Genomic DNA, 1,285 nt, shown 5'->3' on the forward strand with positions numbered 1-1,285 from the left:
CCCCCTTTCCCATAGGGCGAACGATGATTGATTTATGTCAATCATATAGTGAGTTATCATCTTGACAGAATAATCTTAACAGATTACTCTTAAATCAAGGAATAATATGCCAAGATTATGGAGGAAAAGATGATATGAGCTACTCGGTTTTTAGGGTTGAAGGAATAAAAAATACTGGAGCATTGGTTGGCCTCGGAAAGCATAATCAAGAAAGGATTAGTCATACAAATCCGGATATCGATAAAAACAGATCTAACCAAAACATTGAACTAATTAAATGTGCAGGTACTTATAATCAAAAATTCAATGAAATAACCAGGGACTTAAGAAAAGCACATGAAGAACGTATGCAGAATATGAGGACCGATAGAATTAAGACATTTGAAAAGAGCATTAATGATGATAAGACAGATATTGCTTGTGAGATGCTCTTCACAAGCGATGAGGAGTTCTTTAAAGGTATGAATAGACAAGATATAACTAAATGGGCTCAAACCTCCTTAGAATTCGTTACAAAGAATATAGGAATATCTTCTAAGGATATAATCCATGCAACGGTCCATATGGACGAGAAGACACCACATCTTCATGTTGTGGCTGTTCCGCTAACCAAAGTTTATGATGGTAGAAGGAAAGAAGAAGTCTTAAAAATAAGTAGAGCCAAATTTATAGGGGGTAAATTGCACTTATCCAAGCTACAGGACGCTTACAATGAGTTAATGAATATAAATGGCTTTAATTTAGAAAGAGGGGTTAGGGGGGCAAATAAAGAGCATAAAAGCACTATCACTTATAAAAAAGAACAACTTGCTAAATTAGATGTTGAATTAGTTCGTACTAGTAAAGCTTTATCCCAAAATTTAAGTGAACTAAAAGACATAAAAGCTTCAGATCATGACATTGATTCCATCCCATATAAAACAACCTTTATGGATAAGAACAATGTTGTTTTGAATAAAAATGATTTTGAGAAGTTAAAAGAATTATCTAAGAAAGCTATAGTTAGTTCAAATACAGTCAAAGATCTAGAGCGTAAATATGAAAATCTTAGTGATAACTTTTCTGCAGTAAAATTAAATTTATCTAAGTATGCCGACAAAAACGTTAAGTTGAAAAAAGATTTAGCTGCAGCACAAAAAAATATAAATACATTAATGATCCAACGAAAAGCGTTAACATTTGTCGTTAAGGAAAATAACCTGATTGATAAAGCTACTGAAAAATTAAAAGAACTAAGTAAACCAGTTGAAAAAATCATAAAAAGTAAAAGCTTTGATATGGAAAG

Annotated in this window: 1 protein-coding gene; it reads left to right on the forward strand. The window is 32.1% G+C overall.

Annotated elements, in window-relative coordinates:
• Nucleotides 1-134: 134 nt before the first annotated feature.
• The coding region (gene mobV / locus H9661_RS19340; RefSeq protein WP_191770447.1) for a MobV family relaxase at nt 135-1,285 on the forward strand (1,151 nt) is incomplete at its 3' end.

It is taken from the genome of Clostridium cibarium, assembly GCF_014836335.1.
In the GTDB taxonomy this organism is placed as follows: domain Bacteria; phylum Bacillota; class Clostridia; order Clostridiales; family Clostridiaceae; genus Clostridium; species Clostridium cibarium.